Genomic DNA, 16,199 nt, shown 5'->3' on the forward strand with positions numbered 1-16,199 from the left:
GCCGTCAGTCGGTGAAGATCGACTTCTTCTGGTTCTCGATGCTCGAGGTGAGCCCGCCGATGTCCTTGGGGTCCTTGATGAACTGCTGGAGCGCCGGGATGATCACCGTGGAGGCGAAGTCCGGCCGGGTGTCCCGGTCGAGGAACTGGGCGATCTCGGTGGCCGACCCGACCAGCTCGGCCGCTTTCTTCTGCAGGGCGGTGTAGCCGCTGACGTCCGCGCCGGAGTTGGCGACCAGGGTGGCCGGGTCGTTCTTGACCGTGATGTCCGCGGCCGCCTTGCCGCCGAAGTACTCCAGCAGCTTCCGGGCGTTGTCCTCGTTCTTGGGCTTGCGGGCCATCATGTAACCGTCGATCGGGGCGTCCAGGGCCTTGGCGCCGATCGCCGGGTCGATCTCCGGGAACGTGAAGAAGTCGAGGTCGTTCTGCTCCTCGTTGCTGAACTGCTGGCCGACGAAGAGACCGAGCAGGTACATGCCGCTCTTCTTCTGCTGCAACGACTGCGCCGCCTCCTGCCAGGTGCGGCCGAGGCTGTCCGGCTGGTGCAGGGGGAGCAGGCCGGCCCAGGTGTCGAAGACCTTCTTGACCTTGTCGGAGGTCCAGGCCTCCTTGCCGGCCATCAGGTCGACGTGGAACTGGTAGCCGTTGATCCGCAGGTTGAGGATGTCGAAGGTGCCCATCGCCGGCCAGCCGTCCTTGTCGGCGAAGGCGATCGGGGTCAAGCCGTCCTTCTTCATCTGAGCGGCGAGGGTGGTCAGGTCGTCGAGGGTCTTCGGCGTCTGGTAGCCGTGCTGCTGCCAGACCGACTTGCGGTAGAAGACCGCCCACGGGTAGTACGACGCCGGAACGAAGTACTGCTTGCCATCGTCCCCGGTGGACGCCTTCTTGAAGGCGTCGGAATAGCCGGAGAGCTTGCCCCACACGTCGCTGATGTCGCTGGCCAGGCCCTTCTGGGCGAAGAAGCGCATCCGGTAGCCGGCGAACCAGGTGAACACGTCGTCCGGCTTGCCCTGCAGGTAGTTGTTGATGTTCTCCTGGAACGTGTTGTGGTCGACCGTGTTCACCGCGACCTGGACGCCGGACGAGGTCTTGAAACCGTCCGTGACCTTGGCGAGGACGTCCTTCGGCTTCGGGTCGGACTGGTTCGAGCCGAGGGACACCTCCTTCGACTCGGACCCGCCGGAGTCGTCGCCGCAGCCGGCGAGCAGGCCGGTGCCGAGCAGCGCGCCCGTGCCGGCCGCGCCGGCCAGCAGCGAGCGTCGGTTGATGCCGGCTACGGAGGGCGGTACGAGCCGAGCCAGGTACTCGGCTTGGGATCGGGGACGGGACATCTGTGCCTCCTGCGGATGAAGAGGTGCTACGCCCAAGGGCCGTCGGGGGTGGTGAAGGCAGGTTCAGCGCCGTGAATGCACATTCGGATCCCACGAGAATCCACAATGGCGAACACGAACGGCCATTGGGGCCTCAAGCTACCCGTCCGCCGGGCGCTGTCAAGAGGGCAATTCGCCTCCCGGAACCCAGTCGTGACACGGCCGTTACGTGGTAAACGTTGGAAAAGAAGTCGATGTTGGAACCTGTTGACTTTCGTGGGCTGCCGGGTGCAACCTCAGCTTTCATGCGGCGATGGCAGGGCAACGGCATCTATTTCGGCGGCGACTACAACCCCGAGCAGTGGCCTGAGCAGACCTGGTCGGAGGACGTCGAGCTGATGCGTCGGGCCGGGGTCAACCTGGTCTCCGTCGGCATCTTCTCCTGGGCCCTGCTGGAGCCCACCCCGGGCCGGTTCGAGTTCGGCTGGCTGGATCGGGTGCTGACCCTGCTGCACGACGGCGGCATCCAGGTCGACCTGGCCACCGCCACCGCCAGCCCGCCTCCGTGGCTGGCCCGCGCACACCCGGAGACGCTGCCCCGCCGGGCCGACGGCGCGATCCTCTGGCCGGGCGGGCGGCAGGCGTACTGCCCCAGCTCCCCGGTGTTCCGGGAGCGGTCGCTGGAGCTGGTACGCGCGGTCGCCGGTCGGTACGCCGAGCACCCGGCGGTGGTGATGTGGCACGTCTCCAACGAGCTGGGCTGCCACAACGTGCACTGCTACTGCGACGTCAGCGCCGAGGCGTTCCGCGACTGGCTGCGCGAGCGGTACGGCGACCTGGACCGGCTCAACGACGCCTGGGGCACCGCGTTCTGGAGCCAGCGCTACGGCGACTGGGCCGAGATCAACCCGCCGCGCACCGCGCCGACCTTCGCCAACCCCACGCAGCAGCTGGATTTCCTGCGCTTCTCCTCCGACGAGCAGCGGGCCCAGCTGCGCGCCGAACGCGAGCTGTTGAAGACGCTGGTCCGCCAGCCGGTGACCACCAACTTCATGATCGGCACCGGCATCAAGCACATGGACTACCACTCCTGGGCCGACGACGTGGACCTGGTCTCCAACGACCACTACCTGACCGCCGCCGACCCGCAGGCGCACCTCGGGCTGGCCCTCTCCGCCGACCACACCCGCGGCGTCGCGGGCGGTGATCCGTGGCTGCTGATGGAGCACTCCACCAGCGCGGTGAACTGGCAGCCGCGCAACGTGGCGAAGCTGCCGGGGGAGATGCGCCGCAACAGCCTGGCGCACGTCGCCCGGGGCGCCGACGGGGTGCTGTTCTTCCAGTGGCGGGCCGCCCGGGCCGGCGCCGAGAAGTTCCACTCCGCGCTGGTGCCGCACGCCGGGCCGGACACCAAGGTGTTCCGCGAGGTCTGCCAGCTGGGCGCGGACCTCAGGGCGCTGGCCGAGGTACGCGGCAGCCGGGTGGACGCCGAGGTGGCGATCCTGTTCGACTGGGAGGCGTGCTGGGGCGTCGAGCTGGACTCGCACCCCAGCGTGGACGTCCGCTACGCCGACCGGTTGACCGCCCTGTACGGCGCGCTGTGGCGGGCCGGCGTGACCGCCGACATCGTCCACCCGTCCGCCGGCCTCAGCGGCTACCGGCTGGTCCTGGCACCCACCCTCTACCTGGTCCGCGATGCCGACGCCGACGCGCTGAGCCGGTTCGTCGAGGCCGGCGGCACCGTGGCGATCACCTACTTCAGCGGCATCGTGGACGAGAATGACCACATCCGGCTGGGCGGCTACCCGGGCGCGTTCCGGGAGCTGCTCGGCGTACGGACCGAGGAGTTCTTCCCGTTGCGCGAGGGCGAGCAGGTGCGGCTGGACGACGGCAGCACGGCCGACGTGTGGACCGAGTGGCTGCACCCGGAGGGCGCCGAGGTGCTCGCCTCGTACACCGATGGGCCGTTGCCGGGCGTGCCGGCGCTGACCCGGCGCCCGGTCGGCGCGGGCGCCGCCTGGTACGTCGGCACCCGGCTGGACGAGCCGGCCACCGATCGGCTGGTCGCCCGGCTGCTCGACGAGGCCGGCGTCCGCCCGGCGGCGCCGGCGCCGACCGGGGTGGAGGTGGTCCGGCGCCGCGACGGTGAGCGAAGCTGGCTGTTCGCGATCAACCACACCGGGAGCGAGGTACGGCTCGCGGTGACCGGCACCGAGTTGTTGACCGGAGCACGGTGCGCCGGTGAGCTGACAGTGCCGGCCGGCGAGGTGGCCGTGGTCCGGGAGGATCGGGCTGACGGACCGGCCTGACCCGGTGACAGTCACGGCGCGAAGGAGGTTCCCCAGGTGCTCGCCCAGCAGCGGCAGACCGCCATCCTCGATCTGATCCGCCAGCGTGGCGGCGTACGGGTGAGTCAGCTCGTCAGCCGGTTCGGCGTGTCCGACATGACGATCCGTCGCGACCTGGAGGTGCTGGCCGAACGCGGGCTGGTGGACAAGGTGCACGGCGGCGCGACGCTGGCCGGGCCGGGCTCCGCCGAGGAGCCCGGCTTCGCCGCGAAGTCGATCCGCCAGCAGGCGGAGAAGCGGGCCATCGCCGAGCGGGCGGCGACCATGGTGGAGCCGGGGATGGCCATCGCGCTCTCCGCCGGCACCACCACCGCCGCGCTGGCCACGCTGCTCTCCGACGTGCGGGGGCTGACCGTGGTGACCAACTCGATCCCGGTGGCCGACGCGCTCTACCAGAATCCGCGCGCGGATCAGACGGTGGTGCTCACCGGCGGCATCCGTACCCCGTCGGACGCGCTGACCGGGCCGGTGGCCGAGGCGGCGATCAGCGCGCTCAACGTCGACCTGCTCTTCCTCGGCGTGCACGGGCTCAGCCCGCGGACCGGCTTCACCACGCCCAACCTGCTGGAGGCCGGGGTCAACCGGTGTCTGATCGGCGCGGCCCGACGGCTGGTGGTGCTCGCCGACCACACCAAGTGGGAGACCATCGGCATCGCCACCATCGCCCCCTTGGAAGCGGCCGACGTGTTGATCACCGACGTCGGGCTGCCGGCGGAGGCGCGTACCGCGATCGGCGAGCAGGTCGGCGAGCTGGTCGTCGTCCAGGCCAGCTGACGGCCCGCAGCTCCCAGCCGGTTGGTCCGCTGCCCGGGTCGTCGGGCAAAATGGGTGGCGACGCGACTGGCGGCACCTGGGATGGCAGAACCATCGGGGAGCTCATCGCGGGGGTCGACCGCCTGGGCTTCCGCGCCGAGGAGAGCCATGCCGTCAACCGATGAGCAGACCACCCCGCACACTGCCACTATGCTGCCGGGTCAGCCGGTGGCCGACGCGGTCCTCGCCGATGTTGCCGAGCGGGTGGCCGTGCTCCGCGCCGCTGGCGTCGTCCCGGCCCTGGCCACCGTTCTGGTCGGCGACGACGATGCCAGTGCCGGCTACATCGGCATCAAGCAGCGCCAGGCCGCCCAGTTGGGCTTCGCCTCGCCGCACCGCCACCTGCCCGCCGACGCCACGCAGGAACAACTCCACGAGGTGATCGCCGCCTTCAACGCCGATCCCGCCGTGCACGGGATCCTCGTCCAGTACCCGGTCCCCGACCACCTGGACTACGACGCGGCGTTGCAGAGGATCGACCCGGACAAGGACGTCGACGGCATGCATCCGCTGAACCTCGGTCGGCTCGCGCTCGGGCTGCCGGGGCCGGTGCCCTGCACGCCAGCCGGCATCGAGGCGTTGCTGGCCCACCATGGCATTCCGGTCTCCGGGCGCGAGGTGGTCATCCTCGGTCGCGGTGCCACGCTCGGGCGGCCACTCGCCACCCTCCTCGCCCAGAAGCGCCCCACCGCCAACGCGGCCGTCACCGTCGTGCACACCGGCGTCGCGGACTGGCCCCGATACACCCGCCGGGCCGACATCCTGATCGCCGCCGCTGGCGTACCCGGCATCATCCAGCCCGAGCACGTCAAAACGGGGGCCGTCGTCATCGGCGGCGGCGTGCGGTACGCGGGTCGGCGGCTGCTGCCGGACGTCGACGAGGCGTGCGCCGAGGTCGCCGGGGCGATCACCCCCCGAGTGGGCGGGGTGGGCCCCACCACGGTGGCCATGCTCTTCCGCAACGCCGTGGCCGCCGCCGAGCGTCAGGTCGGCTAGGGAGCATCGGCGGGCAGGCAGGGCCCGCGGTGGTCGGCCGGGCGCGCGCACCGCCGGCGACCGGGCATGATCCGGTCGCAGAACACCCAATGTCGTACGTGCTGCGCGTCCTCGGCCGAGACGGTGGCGCCGGTGACGTCGACCTGCGGCGTCGAGGCCAACGACCGGGCGATCGTACGGGCCAGGTCCAGCGCCCCGGCCAGGTCGGCGACCGTCACCGGCAGGTGGATCACGTGCCGGGGCGGCGGCTCCGCCGGTTCGGTGTACGCCTCCACGGCGAATCGCGGCAGCGGCGTGAAGAGCCCGCTGTACTGGTGTTCCCATCCCGGGCTCACCGCTGACGCCGCTCGGACCAGGCGCCCTGCCAGTCGCACAGCGCCCGCTTCACGCGGGCGTTCTCCCCGCTGAGCCGAGCCAGCCTCGTCGGCGGCGTCAAGAGCGGCACGTTCGGGCGCGCAACCCACTGATTCCGGTTGCACCCTTCCAGGCGGTGGCGTCAGTTGATCGACTCGGTATCGCGGATGTCGGGGTGTCCCGCGACCGGGATACCCCGATTTCGCTGATGTCGAGTTGATCAGCAAGGGGGAAGGGGCGGAGGTTTCAGGTTTTCCGGGCGAGACGGTGCTCGATGAGGACCTGGACACCGTCGAGGATCCGTTGCAGGCCGAACTGGTACAGCCAGTCCCGGTCGGCCTCGGGGTCGTCGGTCGACGCGAAGCCACCGCCGCTGAACGCGGCCATCAGCGCGGGGAACCGGGCCGGATCGATGATCCGGGTGAAGAGCGTCTCGTAAGGGTCGGCGTCGGCGATCGCGGTGGGCGCACCGGCCGCGTGGAACGTCAGGTCGGCGAAGCTGTGCGCCTGGATGAGCAGGATGGCCGACACCTTCTCGTTCTCGTCGAGCGGAGTCGGGCCCAGGGCGCGCAGGCCGTACTCGAACCAGCTGAGCTGGTGCGGGGTGGCGGGCGGGCCGAACATCGACAGCGTCTGCAGGATCCACGGGTGGCGGCGGAGCTTGCGGACCGCGGCCCACGACCAGCGGTCCAGGTCCGACCGCCAGCCCTGGCCGGTCACCAGGTCCGCGGGTGGGGGGCCGACGGCGGCGTCCTGCATGTGCAGGATCAGCTCTTCCTTCTTCGCGACGTGCCGGTAGAGCGACATCGTGGTGAACCCGAGGCTCTTGGCGACCCGGCTCATCGACACGGCGCCGAGGCCGTCGGTGTCGGCGACCTCGATCGCGGCGCCGACGATGCGCGCCAGCGACAGCCCCTCCCGTGCCTCGGGGGCGGGCTTGGCCGTCCAGACCGCCTCGAGCGGTGACATCGCGCGTTCCATGAGGGGTTGATCCTATACCCGGTGTATGGCATACACTGAGTTTATGGCATACACAGTTGAACTTGAATCAGTCACGAAACGGTTCGGCGGTGTCGCCGTACTCGATGGGGTCGACCTGCGGGTCGAACGCGGCAACGTCGCGGCACTGCTGGGGCCGAACGGGGCCGGCAAGACGACGGCGGTGAAGGTGCTCTCCACGCTGCTGCGTCCGGACGGCGGCCGGGCGGTGGTGGCCGGGCACGACGTCGTGTCCGCGCCGGCGGCGGTACGCCGATCGATCAGCCTCACCGGCCAGTACGCGGCGGTCGACGAGATGCTGACCGGCCGGGAGAACCTGGTCCTCATGGGCCGGCTGCGTCACCTGACCAGGGCAGCGGCGCGGGCCCGAGCCGACGAGCTGCTTGACCGCTTCGAGTTGACCTCGGCCGGCGGGCGGCGGGTGTCGACCTACTCCGGCGGAATGGCCCGCCGGCTGGACATCGCGCTGAGTCTCGTGGTCGAGCCCCGGGTCCTGTTCCTCGACGAGCCGACCACCGGGCTGGACCCGCGCAGCCGCCGCGACGTCTGGGGCTCGATCGCGGAACTGGCAGCCGCCGGAGTCACCGTCCTGCTCACCACCCAGTACCTGGAGGAGGCGGACCGGCTGGCGGACCGGATCACCGTGCTGCACGGCGGCCGGGTCGCCGCCGAGGGGACCGCCGAGCAGCTCAAGGCCCGGGTCGGCGGCGAAACCGCGCAACTTGTCCTGCCCGACGCCTACGCGCTCGCCCGCGCCGTGGCGGTGCTCGCCGCGAACGCGGTACCCGCCCGGGAGGACGCCGAGACGCTATCCCTGCACGTGCCCACCGACGGCAGCGCGGCCGCGATACGAGACCTGCTCGGTCTGCTCCACGCCCAGGGCATCGAGGTGGACCGGCTCGCACTGCACCGCCCCAGCCTCGACGAGGTGTTCCTCGCGCTGACCGAGCAGCCGCTGACCGAGCAGCCGCTGACCGAGCAGCCGCTGACCCAGCAGGCGGCCGGGCAGTCGCCGACCGAGCGGGCGTCGGCCGTGGCGGTGACCCGATGACCACGCCTCAGCTGACCCGGATGCCCGGCGTGCTCGTGGACGTGAGCGCGCTGGTCGGTCGCGGTCTGCGACGATCGGTACGCAGCGTCGACGCGTTGATCACCGCGATCCTGCTGCCGGTGCTGATCCTGCTGGCGTTCGTCTACGTCTTCGGTGGCGCGATCGAGACGGGCACCCGGTACCTGACCTATGTCGTGCCGGGGATCGTGCTGATCTGCGCGGCCTTCGGCTCGGCCTCCACGGGCGTGGGGGTGAACCAGGACATGACCACCGGGATGATCGCCCGCCTCCGTTCGTTGCCGGTCCTCGGCTCGGCGGTGCTGATCGGGCACATCGTGGCCAGCGTGGCGCGCAACCTGGTCTCGACCGCCGTCGTGGTCGCGGTGTCGCTCCTCCTCGGCTTCCGGCCGACGGCCTCGGTGCTCGACTGGGTGGCCCTGCTCGGGCTGCTGGCTCTGTTCATGTGCGGGATATCGGCGCTGTCGGCCGCGTTCGGCCTGCTGGTGACGAACGCGGAGGCGGCGGGAGCGTTCTCCTTCGTGGTGCTGTTCCTGCCGTACGTGAGCAGCGCGTTCGTGCCGCCGGAGACGATGCCGGACTTCCTCCAGGGATTCGCCCGCAACCAGCCGATGACGCCACTGGTCGAGACGGTCCGTGGGCTGCTGGTGGGCGGCCCCGTCGCCGAGTCGGCCCCGGCCGCGCTCGCCTGGGCCATCGGGTTCCTGGTGGTGGGCGTGGCCGCGTCCGGCGTGCTGTTCCGGCGCCGAGCGAGCCGCTGACACGACACAACACGCCGACATGGCGACACGGAGTGCCCACCGCCAGCACTTCACAGCCATCTCACAGGGCCTCCCGATAGGGTGCCCACGAGTCAACGTCCGACTCCATGGTGGAGCGGTCGGCTGTCGCACAGGAGTTCCGATGGTCTTCAAGAAGATGTTGAGCGCGTTCGGTGTCGGCGGTCCCAGCGTGGACACCGTGCTGACCAACCCCAACACCCGGCCTGGCCTGACCCTCGACGGGCAGGTCAACCTCGTCGGCGGTGACAGCCCGGCGGCCATCGAGCAGGTGGTGATCGGCCTGGTCACCCGGGTCGAGGTCGAGGGACACGACACCGAGTACGCGGGCACCATGGAGTTTCACCGCATGGCCGTCAGCGGCCCACTCCAGCTCGCGCCGAAGCAGCAGCTCTCGCTGCCGTTCCAGCTGCCGGTGCCGTGGGAAACCCCGATCACCGACGTGTACGGCCAGCGCCTGCACGGCATGACCATGGGCCTGCGCACCGAGCTGGCCGTGGCCCGCGCCGTGGACAAGAGCGACCTGGACCAGGTGGCGGTGCACCCGCTGCCGGTGCACGAGCGGATCCTGGAGGCGTTCCAGCGGCTCGGCTTCCAGTTCAAGCACGCCGACCTGGAGCGCGGTCACATCCGGGGCGTCCAGCAGACGCTGCCGTTCTACCAGGAGATCGAGTTCTTCGCGTCGCCGCAGTACGCCAGCACGATCCGGGAGGTCGAGCTGACCTTCGTGACCAGCCAGCGCGGGGTGGACGTGATCCTGGAGTGCGACAAGCGTGGCGGCTTCCTCAGCGCCGGGCACGACGCGTTCGGCCGGTACCAGGTGTCGCACGCCGACGTCGACCGGGTCGACTGGGCGCAGGTGGTCGACGGCTGGCTGCGCGAGACCACCTCCCGCTACGGCAGTCTGCGCTCCCAGGGCTTCGGGCCGGGTCACGGGCACGGGCACGGGCACGGGCACGGCCGGGGGCACGGGATGGGCGGAATGGTGGCCGGCGCGGCGCTCGGCGTGGCCGGCGGCATGATCGCCGGCGAGATGATCGAGGACGCCTTCGAGGGTGACTTCGGTGGCGACTTCGGCGAGTAGTCGTCCAGACGCGACAGTGGCCTCCGGGAGATTCCTCCCGGAGGCCACTGCGCGTAGTGCTACCGCGTACCCGGTCAGTGCCGGGCCTTGCGCTCCTCGCTGCTGCGGTGGTTGCTGCCGGCCTTGGCCAGTCCACGGCTACCGAGGTAGCCCAGCGTCAGCAGGGTGATCAGGAACCAGGCGTTGTTGGCGCGGAAGATGTCCACCCCGGCGGAGTTCTTCCCGACTACCTGCGAGGCGACCAGTACGCCGGCCACCGCGATCAGGTAGATCCAGAACTCGGTGGTCTTGAACGCCTGCTTGGTCTCCGTACCGGGTGCCTGCATGTCGTTCCGGCGCCCGTCCTGCATGACCGGCATCTGCCTGGTCTGCGTGTTCTGCATCGACGCCGGGTTCTGGACGTCCGACGTCGGCCGGTTCATCGGCCGGGTGGAAGCAGCCTGCGTGCTCATCTGGTCCTCCTCAGGATGCGATGAGTCGTACCTGCATTCCCTCGCCCCGCTACCGCGTTTCGGCCACGGCACGGTTCGTGTTCAGGCGGGGACATCCCCCGACTACCCGAGCCCCCTGAGCAGGTAACACCCGACCGCCGGCCAAAAAGATCCCGGCCGGCGGTCGGGTGCGGTCAGCGCAGGCCGTTGCGGACCGCGACGCTCACCAGCAGATCCGGGTCGTCGGTGATGATGCCGTCGACACCGAGGTCGATGACCCGCTGCATCACCCGCGCGTCGTCGACGGTGTACGGGATCACCTTCAGGTCGTACCGCGTCTGAAGCGTCCGTACGTCCGGTCCGTGGAAGTATGCCGGGTTCTCCCGCAGGTACCAGTCGGGCGAGGCGACCGTGCCCTGGTGCGGGTCGTGCACCTGCCAGTTCGCCGACACCGTGCCGGCGCCCGCGGCCCGGGTCAGCTTGCCGAGGTCCTGGGACTTCCACCAGTCCAGCCCATCGGTCCACGGGCTCTTCACCGACGGGTCGCCGTACACCGCCTCGAGCGAGCACTCGTCCGCGAGGGTGGTGCACTCGGCCGGGCCGTACTGCCAGACCAGGCCGACCGTGCCGATCCGGCGGTCGAGCTGCCGGGCGTAGGTGATGGTGCGCCAGTCGAACGACTGGATGGTGGCCCGGTCGGTGAAGCCGGCCCGCTGGATCGCGCCGACCAGCTTGCGGGTGAAGCTGCGGTACGGCTCGGTGTCGTTCACCACCGGGCTGATCTTCGTCTCGATGTTCATCCCGATGTCACTGCGGCCACTCGCCTTCACCAGGGCGAAGACCTCGTCCAGCGTGGGAATCCGGGCACCCGGCGCGGGCACCTGAGCGGGCAGTTCGGGCAGTGTCTTCGTGCCGCAGTCGACGGTCTTGAGCTGCGCCAGGGTCAGCTCGTGCACCGGCTTGCCGACGTACGGGAACGAAGGGTCACCGGGGCGCACCGGGGCGGTGTCGACGCAGTGCGAGCCGTTGACCGTGCGGTCGTGCAGCACCACGAGCTTGCCGTCGGCGGTCACCCCGGTGTCCAGCTCCAGCGTGGAGATGGCCCGGTTGGCCAGCGCGTTCGCGAAGGCCGGCAGGGTGTTCTCCGGCCGGGTGGCCCGACCGCCCCGGTGCGCCTGGATGTCGAACGGCGCCGCGTACGCCTTCGGCAGCCGGTAGCCGCGCTGCGCCAGCAGGGCGCGCAGCCGGTCCGGGTAGTCGGTGATGATGCCGTCCACGCCGTCGTCGATGAGCTTGGTCATGGTCGGCAGGTCGTCGACCGTCCACGGGATCACCTTGATCCCGTAGCGGTGCGCCTCGGCGACCATCTCCCGGGTCACGTACGGCTTGTAGCCCGGGTCGGTGACCGTGCCGTTCTGCGGGAAGCCGTGTACCGGGGAGAAGGCGCTGGCGCCGAAGCTGCGGATCGCCTTGATCGGGTTGCCGCCGAAGTCGTCGATGTCCAGCCCGCCGAGCCACGGCGAGGCGCCCGGCTGGCCGGTCTGCAGGAAGTCGTAGTTGGTCAGGGCGACCAGCGGGAGCTTCGGCTCGACCTGGCGCATGCGCATCAGCGCGCCCCAGTCGAAACTCTGGATGGTGACCTGCTTGAGCAGCCCGGCGGCGCGGATCTCGGCCGCGGTGACCCGGACGAACTGCTCGCGGGGCGCGGTCTCGCTCGGCGCGCCGGCCTCCACCTTGGTCTCGACGTTGAGCTTGACGTCCTTCGCCCGATAGCGGTTGACCAGGGCGAACACCTCACGCAGTAGCGGCATCCGGGCACCCGGCACGGCGAGCTGGCCGGGCTTGTCCGCCAGCGTCTTCGAACCGCAGTCGAGGGTGCGCACCTGGGCCAGGGTGAGCGTGTTGATGTACTTCCCGACGTACGGGAACTCCGGGTCACCGGGCGACACCGGGGTGGTGTCGACGCACTTGGTGCCGGTGACCTTCCGGTCGTGGGTGACCACGGCCTGACCGTCCTCGGTGATCTGCACGTCCAGTTCGAGGGTGCTCACCCCGAGCTGGAGGGCGTTGCCGAAGGAGGCGAGGGTGTTCTCCACCCGCAGCCCGAGGCCCCCGCGGTGGGCCTGCACGTCGAATGTCCGGTCCGGTCGCGGCTTCGCCTGGGCGGGCACCGCGAGCCCGGTCGTCACCGTCGCGGCCACCAGGGCCGCGACGGCGGTACGGCGTACTCTGCGCACGCTGTCATCCCCTCCCGCCGGTGGGCGTCTCCCACCGGTCGCCGGACAGCATGGGCATCGTGGACAGCCGGCAGGCGGCCGGCGGACGGCGCGACGGTGAACCGGGGTGGACGACCTCCGGGCCTCGGCGGGTTTGACCGGCCGGCCGTCGGGCACGCAGTCAGTTCCACAGCTTCTGCGAGGTGATGGACGTGCGTGAGGACGACATGCGGCAGGACGCCGCCCGCCAGGCCGAGGACCGGATCGCAGGTGGCGTGTACGGCAAGGGCGCCGTCGACGAGGTGACGGTGCCGCGCACCGATGTGGAGCGGATGATTCAGCAGGACGACCCGGACGATCCGGCGAAGGTGCGGGTCGATCCGCAGGTGCTGCGCGACGGCGGCCCCGTCGGGGGGCAGGGCGCGGTGACCACCACCGGTGGCACCGCCGGTCCGGCGAGCGTTCGCCGGGTGGCCCGGCAGCCGGAGCGGCACCGGGGCAAGGTGGCCCCGACGGCGACCGGCGACGCCACCACCGGCGGTCTGAGCACCCCGATGGGCGGCGGCACCAGCGACCAGTCCACGTCCGCGACCGGTCCGGGCAAGTCCATCAGGGACAGGTCCGTCGGCGACTGACCCTGTCGAGCGAGTTCGCACCGCCGCCCCCGCCGAGCGACCACTCGGCGGGGGCGTTGCGGTTTCCGGGGTACGCCGGTCAGCTGCTCGGGCGCAGGATGCCCAGGCGTTGGGTGGCGCGGGTGAGAGCCACGTACAGGTCGCTGCGCCCGCGCGGCGACTCGGCCACCATCCGGTCCGGATCGACCACCAGCACCGAGTCGAACTCCAACCCCTTGGCCTGCGCGACGGTCAGCACCACCACCCGGCTCTCCAGCTCCGGATGCTCGCCCACCGCGGCCTCCGGCAACGCCGCGGTCACCGTCGCGCCCAGCGCGTCCACCCGGCCGGCCGGCACGATCACGCCGAGCCGGCCCTCGGCCAGCCGGGCCGCCTCCCGGGTGGCCGCCGCCACCAACTCCGCGGCCAACTGCTCGTCCGGCACCGTCCGGTCCCACGGCGGTACGCCGCTCTCCCGCACCGAGCGCGGCGGCCGCAGTGCCGGGTCGATCTCGGCCAGCACGTCGGCGGCAACCGCCATGATCTCGGCCGGGGTGCGGTAGCTGACCGTCAACTCGGTCAACCGCCACCGCTGCGCCACGTACGGCGCGAGAGCATCGGCCCAGGAGGGTGTGCCGGTGAGCGCGCCGGTTTGCGCCACGTCCCCGACGATCGTCATCGACCGGCTCGGGCAGCGGCGCATCAGCAGCCGCCAGGCCATCGGTGACAGTTCCTGCGCCTCGTCCACGATGACGTGGCCGAACGCCCACTTCCGGTCGGCGGCGGCGCGCTGCGCGGTGGTCAGCCGGTCGGCCTCCTCCTGCCGCTCCAGCAGCCGGTCCGCGTCGATCAGGTCGGTGACGCCGAGGATCTCACCACCTTCGGCCTCGTCCTCGACGTCGATCGACCGGGAGCCCCGGGCGATCTCCAGCACGCCCTCGGCGTACTCCCGTTCCATCCTGCGGATCCGGTCCCGCCGGGCGGCGGCGGCCCGCTCGTCCTCGCCGAGCAGCTCGGCGGCCTCGTCCAGCAGCGGCACGTCGGCCGGCGTCCAGCCACCCGGCTCGCGGTGCAGCAGGGCCCGTTCGTCGTCGGTGAGCATCGGCGCGGCGGCGGCGATCCGGTCCGGGTCGGCGTACAGGTCGGCGAGCAGGCGCTGCGGGGTCAGCACCGGCCAGAGCCGGCCGAGGGCGGCCCGGATCTCCGGTTCGTCGCGCAGCTCCCGGCGGATCTCGGCGCGGTCGGCCTCGTCGAGCAGGTTGTCCCCGCCCAGCGGGTCGGCGCCGATCCGCTCGGCCACCTGGTCGGCGAGCGCGTGCACGATCTCCACGTCGAAGAGCGCCCGGGCCAGGTTGTGCGGCCGGTCCGCGCGGCGCACCCGGTCCCGGGCGGTGCGCACGGTCTCCGGGTCGAGGGTCAGCGCCTCCCGCTCCACCTCGATCTCCAGCGGCTCGTCCGGCACCCACTGCCGGTCCCGTACGGCCCGCGCCAGCACCTCGGCGAGCACCGCCCGGCCCTTGAGGGCGGCGGTCTCGGCGGGCTCGGTCCGCTGGGCGCTCACCCCGGGAAAGAGGTCTCCCTGGGTACGCAGCAGCACGCCGGTCTCGGCCAGGGTGGGCAGCACCTGGGAGATGTAGCGCAGGAAGGTCGCGTTCGGGCCGACCAGCAGCACGCCCCGGCTGGACAGCTCCCGCCGGTGTGTGTAGAGCAGGTACGCCGCCCGGTGCAGCGCGACCGCGGTCTTGCCGGTGCCCGGGCCGCCCTGGACCACCATCACCCCGGGCAGGTCGGCGCGGATGATCCCGTCCTGCTCGGCCTGGATGGTCTCCACGATGTCGCGCATCCGGCCGGTCCGGCCGGCGTTGAGCGCGGCGAGCAGCGACGCCTCACCGGTCAGCTCCTCGTGCGCGCCCGGAGCGGCGGTGGAGATGTCCAGCACCTCGTCGTTGAGCCCGGTCACCTTGCGCTGGCGGGTACGCAGGTGCCGCCGACGGCGTACGCCCTGCGGGTTGGCGGCGGTGGCGAGGTAGAACGGGCGGGCGGCGGGGGCCCGCCAGTCCATCAGCAGCGGGTCGTAATCGCCGCTGGTGTCGAAGATGCCGATCCGGCCGATGTAGTGGCGGGCGCCATCGTCGCCGTCGAGGCGGCCGAAGCAGAGACCGTTCTCCACGGCGGAGAACTGCTCGACCTGGTCGGCGTACATCCGTACCGAGCTGTCGCGCTGGGAGCGGTCCTGCAGGGTGCCGCCGGTGTTGCGCAGCTCGCCGGTGAGCCGCTCGGCGGCCTGATCACGCAGCCCGTCCAGCCGGTCGTAGAGCATCGAGACGTACTCCTGCTCGCGACCGATCTCGTCGTCAAGCGGCAATTCGCCGGAACCGCCGGAGTGCCTTGACAAGCCGTCTCCCTAAAGATTAGAATCCTTTGCAGGAACGGCTTTTGAGCCGTTCTTTTTTGTGCCCTCGAACAGTTGAAGATAGCGCGTCCCGCCGGCCTCGACCACGCTGACCGGGGCGGCGCGCTCGGTGATCACGAGGTGGCGGCGGATGATCCTGCGGACCGGGCAACGGGTGGTCTTCATCGGCGACAGCATCACCGACTGCGGCCGGCGGGACACCGCGGCGCCCTACGGCGCCGGCTACGTCAGCCTCGTTCGTGCCCTGGTCGGCGCCCGCCACCCCGAGCTGGACGCGGAGTGGATCAACCGGGGTGTGAGCGGGGACACCGTGCGGAACCTGGCCGCCCGCTGGGACGACGACGCCATCGCCGAGCGTCCGGACTGGCTCTCGGTCATGATCGGCATCAACGACATCTGGCGGCGCTACGGCGACCGGCCCGACGAGGCCGTCCCCCTCGACGAGTACGAGCGCACCCTGCGCGACCTGCTCCGCCGTGCGGTGGACGCCACCGGCTGCCGGCTGATCCTCGGCGACCCGTTCCTGATCGAGGCGGACCGCGGCGACCCGCAGCGCGCCGACACCGACCGGTACTGCGCCGTGGTGGCCGCGCTGGCCACCGAGTTCGACGCGGTGCACGTGCCGACCCAGGCGGCGTTCGACCGGGTGCTCGCGGTCAGCCCGGCGAAGCGTTGGGCCGACGATCGGGTGCATCCGCACCTGCCCGGCCACGCGGTGCTCGCCGACGCGTTCCTCACCGCCCTCGGCGCGACCGCCACCCCCTGACGCCGCCG

The 16,199-nt window shown here is 71.2% G+C and carries 14 protein-coding genes and 1 riboswitch; of the genes, 8 read left to right on the forward strand and 6 right to left on the reverse strand.

Translation table 11 applies throughout. The features are described from left to right. Positions 1–4: 4 nt before the first annotated feature. A complete protein-coding gene (locus tag ACWD6N_RS18845; RefSeq protein ID WP_354963009.1) occupies positions 5–1,330 on the reverse strand; it encodes an ABC transporter substrate-binding protein in 1,326 nt (441 codons plus the stop codon). A 284-nt stretch (positions 1,331–1,614) separates the two neighbouring features. Between ACWD6N_RS18845 and ACWD6N_RS18850 the strand changes: the two genes are divergently transcribed. From ACWD6N_RS18850 to ACWD6N_RS18860, 3 genes are all read left to right on the forward strand, one after another. Further along, positions 1,615–3,618, forward strand: coding sequence for a beta-galactosidase (locus tag ACWD6N_RS18850; RefSeq protein ID WP_354963008.1), 2,004 nt, complete (start codon positions 1,615–1,617; stop codon positions 3,616–3,618). A 36-nt stretch (positions 3,619–3,654) separates the two neighbouring features. Then, the gene (locus ACWD6N_RS18855) at positions 3,655–4,431 is read left to right on the forward strand and encodes a DeoR/GlpR family DNA-binding transcription regulator (protein WP_354963007.1); all 777 of its coding nucleotides are present in this window, start codon (positions 3,655–3,657) and stop codon (positions 4,429–4,431) included. Between the two features lie 52 nt (positions 4,432–4,483). After that, positions 4,484–4,566: riboswitch (ZMP/ZTP riboswitch) on the forward strand. Positions 4,567–4,620: 54 nt separating this feature from the next. Then, complete coding sequence (locus ACWD6N_RS18860; protein ID WP_354963006.1) at positions 4,621–5,466, forward strand: bifunctional 5,10-methylenetetrahydrofolate dehydrogenase/5,10-methenyltetrahydrofolate cyclohydrolase; 846 nt, start codon at positions 4,621–4,623, stop codon at positions 5,464–5,466. Here ACWD6N_RS18860 and ACWD6N_RS18865 read toward each other — a convergent pair. Together ACWD6N_RS18865 and ACWD6N_RS18870 are read right to left on the reverse strand one after the other, a co-directional pair. Further along, positions 5,463–5,699 (reverse strand): hypothetical protein, encoded by a 237-nt coding sequence (locus tag ACWD6N_RS18865; RefSeq protein WP_387325513.1) that lies wholly within the window; start codon positions 5,697–5,699, stop codon positions 5,463–5,465. The genes ACWD6N_RS18860 and ACWD6N_RS18865 overlap by 4 nt on opposite strands. A 367-nt stretch (positions 5,700–6,066) precedes the next feature. Next, on the reverse strand, positions 6,067–6,801 hold the full coding sequence (locus tag ACWD6N_RS18870; protein ID WP_387325215.1) for a TetR/AcrR family transcriptional regulator: 735 nt from the start codon (positions 6,799–6,801) through the stop codon (positions 6,067–6,069). A 43-nt stretch (positions 6,802–6,844) separates the two neighbouring features. Here ACWD6N_RS18870 and ACWD6N_RS18875 point away from each other — a divergent pair, with 43 nt between their 5' ends. From ACWD6N_RS18875 to ACWD6N_RS18885, 3 genes are all read left to right on the forward strand, one after another. Further along, the gene (locus tag ACWD6N_RS18875; protein WP_354963004.1) at positions 6,845–7,870 is read left to right on the forward strand and encodes an ATP-binding cassette domain-containing protein; all 1,026 of its coding nucleotides are present in this window, start codon (positions 6,845–6,847) and stop codon (positions 7,868–7,870) included. Further along, the gene (locus tag ACWD6N_RS18880; RefSeq protein ID WP_354963003.1) at positions 7,867–8,649 is read left to right on the forward strand and encodes an ABC transporter permease; all 783 of its coding nucleotides are present in this window, start codon (positions 7,867–7,869) and stop codon (positions 8,647–8,649) included. The genes ACWD6N_RS18875 and ACWD6N_RS18880 overlap by 4 nt, the downstream gene beginning before the upstream one ends. 142 nt (positions 8,650–8,791) lie before the next feature. Next, entirely contained in the window at positions 8,792–9,751 is a 960-nt protein-coding gene (locus ACWD6N_RS18885; RefSeq protein WP_450004999.1) for a sporulation protein, read from the forward strand. Between the two features lie 74 nt (positions 9,752–9,825). Here the strand turns inward: ACWD6N_RS18885 and ACWD6N_RS18890 are convergent, their stop codons facing one another. Then, positions 9,826–10,203: a hypothetical protein gene (locus ACWD6N_RS18890; RefSeq protein ID WP_354963001.1), complete on the reverse strand. Its 378-nt coding sequence runs from the start codon at positions 10,201–10,203 to the stop codon at positions 9,826–9,828. A gap of 173 nt (positions 10,204–10,376) precedes the next feature. Further along, positions 10,377–12,419: a glycerophosphodiester phosphodiesterase family protein gene (locus ACWD6N_RS18895; protein ID WP_354963000.1), complete on the reverse strand. Its 2,043-nt coding sequence runs from the start codon at positions 12,417–12,419 to the stop codon at positions 10,377–10,379. A gap of 191 nt (positions 12,420–12,610) precedes the next feature. On the opposite strand from ACWD6N_RS18895, the gene ACWD6N_RS18900 reads away from it, so the two are divergent. Continuing rightward, on the forward strand, positions 12,611–13,033 hold the full coding sequence (locus ACWD6N_RS18900; protein ID WP_354962999.1) for a hypothetical protein: 423 nt from the start codon (positions 12,611–12,613) through the stop codon (positions 13,031–13,033). A 79-nt stretch (positions 13,034–13,112) separates the two neighbouring features. Here the strand turns inward: ACWD6N_RS18900 and ACWD6N_RS18905 are convergent, their stop codons facing one another. Then, positions 13,113–15,407: a HelD family protein gene (locus tag ACWD6N_RS18905; protein ID WP_354962998.1), complete on the reverse strand. Its 2,295-nt coding sequence runs from the start codon at positions 15,405–15,407 to the stop codon at positions 13,113–13,115. A 148-nt stretch (positions 15,408–15,555) separates the two neighbouring features. On the opposite strand from ACWD6N_RS18905, the gene ACWD6N_RS18910 reads away from it, so the two are divergent. Then, positions 15,556–16,191, forward strand: a complete 636-nt coding sequence (locus ACWD6N_RS18910; RefSeq protein ID WP_354962996.1) for an SGNH/GDSL hydrolase family protein — start codon at positions 15,556–15,558, stop codon at positions 16,189–16,191. Positions 16,192–16,199 lie beyond the last annotated feature (8 nt).

The sequence above is a fragment of the Micromonospora sp. NPDC005163 genome (assembly GCF_053599835.1).

Excerpts from the sequence above, each read along its gene's own strand:
- ACWD6N_RS18880 (WP_354963003.1), top strand. The coding sequence starts at position 7,867 with ATGACCACGCCTCAGCTGACCCGGATGCCCGGCGTGCTCGTGGACGTG.
- ACWD6N_RS18890 (WP_354963001.1), bottom strand. The coding sequence starts at position 10,203 with ATGAGCACGCAGGCTGCTTCCACCCGGCCGATGAACCGGCCGACGTCG.
- ACWD6N_RS18910 (WP_354962996.1), top strand. The coding sequence starts at position 15,556 with ATGATCCTGCGGACCGGGCAACGGGTGGTCTTCATCGGCGACAGCATC.
- ACWD6N_RS18870 (WP_387325215.1), bottom strand. The coding sequence starts at position 6,801 with ATGGAACGCGCGATGTCACCGCTCGAGGCGGTCTGGACGGCCAAGCCC.
- ACWD6N_RS18845 (WP_354963009.1), bottom strand. The coding sequence starts at position 1,330 with ATGTCCCGTCCCCGATCCCAAGCCGAGTACCTGGCTCGGCTCGTACCG.
- ACWD6N_RS18875 (WP_354963004.1), top strand. The coding sequence starts at position 6,845 with ATGGCATACACAGTTGAACTTGAATCAGTCACGAAACGGTTCGGCGGT.
- ACWD6N_RS18850 (WP_354963008.1), top strand. The coding sequence starts at position 1,615 with ATGCGGCGATGGCAGGGCAACGGCATCTATTTCGGCGGCGACTACAAC.
- ACWD6N_RS18860 (WP_354963006.1), top strand. The coding sequence starts at position 4,621 with ATGCTGCCGGGTCAGCCGGTGGCCGACGCGGTCCTCGCCGATGTTGCC.
- ACWD6N_RS18885 (WP_450004999.1), top strand. The coding sequence starts at position 8,792 with ATGGTCTTCAAGAAGATGTTGAGCGCGTTCGGTGTCGGCGGTCCCAGC.